Source organism: Fluviicola sp., from assembly GCF_030151805.1.
Lineage (GTDB): Bacteria > Bacteroidota > Bacteroidia > Flavobacteriales_D > Crocinitomicaceae > Fluviicola.
The window spans coordinates 1-4,123 of record NZ_JASLCN010000363.1; the positions used below are offsets into that span (position 1 = coordinate 1).

Sequence of the window (4,123 nt, forward strand, 5' to 3'; positions counted from 1 at the left end):
CAATAACTACTACATCACCAAATTCCTGAGCAACAGCAACTAAGGAAGCGATTCCTTTGGCATGAAGACTATCATCATTGGTGACAAAAATCAGTGGGCGTTTTGTATTTTCCATCGGAAACAAAGATACATTTTTAGTTTCGCACTCGTTGAAGGGGAAATGCTAAAGTTTGAGAAAGTAACATTGGAATTGAAAATTGAGAATGTAGAATTGAAAAGTATTGGAACTCTCTAAACTTTTCAATTATTCTACCACGAAACTCACAATCTTTCTTCCCCTGCTTCCGACTACAATTCTGTTTCCCCATGCAACAGGTGAAGATTCCCAAACACAGTCGGTTTTTTCTTTCACGATGATTTCTCCGCTCAGACCGTCAACCAGGTAAATCGTTCCGTAAACATCCGTAAAAAACACATAGCAATTACCTTCTTTGTCGTATAGGTCAATCGGAGAAGCCCAGCTGTAATAATTCATCGGAATGGAGAATTTTTCCTTTCCGGAAATCTTGTCAATGGCTACAAATTCGCCGGCCAGGCTTCCGTTTACACGAGAGAATATTCCGTAAACCAAACCGCTCACTTTCTTTTTACCCGGCAAGACCGAAGCCAAGACTCCTCCGGAATTCACCCGCCCGTTCAGTTTGGTATTCGTTGATTTCCGTTCCACATTCCAGACTTCTTTTCCGGTCAATCCGTCAACCTTGCGAATATGAGCCGTTCCGGTTTCACCTTGTTTGTCGACTTCATTTCCAACATACAAAAACGGATGGTTGTCTTCCTGCAAATCAATCACCATCGATGCATCTGTGTCGTCATAATTATCGAGATACCAAACCGGCTGCAAGGTCATCAGGTTCAGGCAAAACACATTTCCACCATTATCGCCAAACCAACCCAGGTTATTCCACGCTCCGAAACTCGATTCGATTCCCAGATCCGGATGCTTTCCGATGCGGTAATTGAAAACAGCGCCCGTAGGTATTTCCCGGTTATTCAAAACTTTCGTTTTATAGATCTGTCCGTTTTCCGCCGGATGAAACCAGTACCCGGTTTTCGGATCAATGAGTGAATTGCTGTCAAAAGCGCCCCAATTTCTTCCTGCTTTCGGATCGAGACCATTCCGGAAAAAGATTTCCTTTCCCGTAAACATGTTAAAAACATATGCTCCGAAACGATCACCGTTCTTAATTCCCTGTCCCACGTAAAGTAATCCGTTCATGCGCGGATCAACAGAAACGGTTCCTTTAATCGGGTTTTCAATGGTGACATGTGGCCTTGTGGCTTTTCCTGTAAGCCAGTCAAGGAAATAAATATCGCCACACAAACTTCCCACAATTACTTCCCGGAAATTCGCTTGATTCAAATATTCCGGGTTCATTTGGTGCAGGCGTTTCGCCATTTTCTCCGGCCATTTCACCACCAAAGGCTGCCCGGTCCAACCGGAACCGCCGCCCCACGAACCATATTCGGTTGTTCTTCCGTCATAACCGGTAGTAAACTCCCAATCCAAACGGATTTTTGTGGGTTTTCCTTTCAACAAACCTCTTGTGGGAGCGTTTCGTTGCGCATTCCCGCGGAAACAAAAAATTCCGTTTTTGGAGTTATAATCATCCGTGAAAAGAATCTCTTCTTCCGGATTATGGGCTTCGGGGAAATAGATTTTGTGATCAAACATCGAAAGATCTCTCTCTTCCGGATATTGTACTTTCCAGACCTCATCGCCATCCAGGATATTCTCTACGAACTTCGGCAGCATTTTCACACCCGGTTTCAGATAATGAAAAGCAATACCTGTTCCCAGGTAGCCCAGCAAGAAAACAATTCCGTAAATGACCGTTAGTTTAAATCCTTTGACCACCCGGCAAATTTCGGAGAAAGCCAAACCGAAAGTTGATCCGCCTGGAATAGTTATGCAATCCGGGTTGTTAATTGAATTCAGTTTCTCCCCTTGAGGGGAGACTAAGAGGGGTGGCGGTTTAAATATATCCTCCCCCTCAGTCCCCCTCCAAAGGGGGAAGTATTAAATTTGCTCTTAAAAAGAGATAATTAGTCCCGAATACTATTTTCTGGTGAAAAAATTGAATTGTTTGAAAGAGAAATCTCGGTTTTCCCCCTTTGGAGGGGGACCAAGGGGGAGGATCATTTTCAATCAACGAATTCCCTTTTGAATCAAAACACTCCTATGAACTAACAAAACATTCTTGAAAATTGGCAAAATTGCCTTAAACTTGTACTTCACAATTCTTGAAAATATGCTTACTCCGGAATCAGATAAAAAATTGTTTTTGCTCGATGCTTTCGCATTGATTTATCGGGCTTATTTTGCTTTTGCGAAAAATCCGCGTGTCAACTCCAAAGGACAAAACACTTCGGCAGCATTCGGATTCACCAATGCTTTGATCGACATTCTGAACAAGGAAAAACCTTCGCACATTGCAGTCGTTTTTGATCCGCCGGGAGGAGCAACAAACAGAAACGTGGATTTCGCAGATTACAAAGCTCACCGGGAAGAAATGCCGGAAGATATCCGCAGCATGATCGAGCCGATCAAACAAATTATCCAGGCATTCCGGATTCCGATTTATATGGCTGACGGATACGAAGCGGATGATTTGATCGGAACGCTGGCAAAACTGGCCGAAAAAGAAGGCTTTTTAACCTACATGATGACTCCTGATAAAGATTTCGGACAGTTGGTGAGCGACAATATTTTCATCTACAAACCCGGTCGTGGCGGAGATCCTGCTACCGTAATGGGTGTGAAAGAAGTGTGTGAGAAATTTGAGGTAAACGATCCGTTACAGGTCATTGATATTCTGGGATTGTGGGGTGATGCGGCCGATAATATTCCGGGAATTCCGGGAGTTGGTGAAAAAACAGCGAAGAAACTGATTGCGGATTACGGTTCAATGGAAGGTGTGTTCGAAAATGTGGAACAGCTGAAAGGAAAAATGAAAGAGAACATGATCAATTTCAAAGATCAGGGAGTTCTTTCTAAAATTCTTGCGACCATTATCCTCGATGCTCCGGTAGAATTCAACCCGGAGGAACTGAAAGCCGAACAGGCAGATAAAGATGCAATCCTGGAGATTTTTACGGACCTGGAATTCCGAAACCTGGCAAAACGTGTTACCGGTGAAGAAATTGTTGTTACGGCAGCCACTAATGAAAATGGCCAGCTGGATCTTTTCGGAACACAAAGCCTGGTGGAAGTGCAACAAGCACAACCAACCAGTGGAACGAAGACGATCGCAACGGAGAAAGCTTCTTATCACCTTGTGACTTTACCGGAAGAACGTAAAGCTTTACTGACTAAGTTACTCAAAGAAAAATCGGTTTGTTTTGATACGGAAACAACGAGCATCAATGCATTGCATGCAGATTTGGTCGGAATGTCTTTCTCTTTCAAAGAACGCGAAGCATATTATGTTGCCGTTCCGAAAGATCAGAAAGCAGCTCAGGCAATCGTAGATGAATTCAAACCTTTCTTCGAACACAAAAGCATCGAAAAGATCGCTCACAATATGAAATACGATATGCAGGTTTTGCATCGTTACGGCGTTCAGTTCGATGGGCCTCTATTCGATACGATGATTGCGCATTACCTGATTCAACCGGAAGCCAAACAAGGAATGGACTTTTTGGCGGAATACTACCTGAATTACACTCCGATCAGCATCGAAACATTGATTGGTAAAAAAGGAAAAGGCCAGGGAAATATGGGAGATCTGGAACCGGAAGCAATCAGTGATTACGCTTGCGAAGATGCAGATATTACCTTCCAGTTGAAACAGCTTTTTGCACCACAAATTGAGAAAGACCATTTGAAGAAACTGTTCTATGAAATGGAAATGCCTTTGGTTTCCGTACTTGCCGGTATGGAAGAAGAAGGAATTGCCATTGATACTCCGCACCTGGAAGCTTATTCCAAACAACTGGCGGAAGAAACAGAGATTCTTGAAAAGAAAATCAAAGAATTGGCAGGTATGGATTTCAATGTAGATTCCCCGAAACAATTGGGAGATGTGTTATTTGAACATCTGAAAATTTCTTCCAAAGCGAAGAAAACCAAAACGGGGCAATATGCTACATCAGAAGACATTTTGCAATATCATAAAAACGA

The 4,123-nt window shown here is 43.0% G+C and carries 2 protein-coding genes; one reads left to right on the forward strand and one right to left on the reverse strand.

Features of this window, described 5'->3' with window-relative positions; translation table 11 throughout:
* Positions 1–244: 244 nt before the first annotated feature.
* On the reverse strand, positions 245–1,858 hold the full coding sequence (locus tag Q1V93_RS13800; protein WP_300665482.1) for a hypothetical protein: 1,614 nt from the start codon (positions 1,856–1,858) through the stop codon (positions 245–247).
* 394 nt (positions 1,859–2,252) lie between these two features.
* Between Q1V93_RS13800 and Q1V93_RS13805 the strand changes: the two genes are divergently transcribed.
* On the forward strand, positions 2,253–4,123 hold a 1,871-nt coding region (locus Q1V93_RS13805; RefSeq protein ID WP_300665483.1), incomplete at its 3' end, for a DNA polymerase.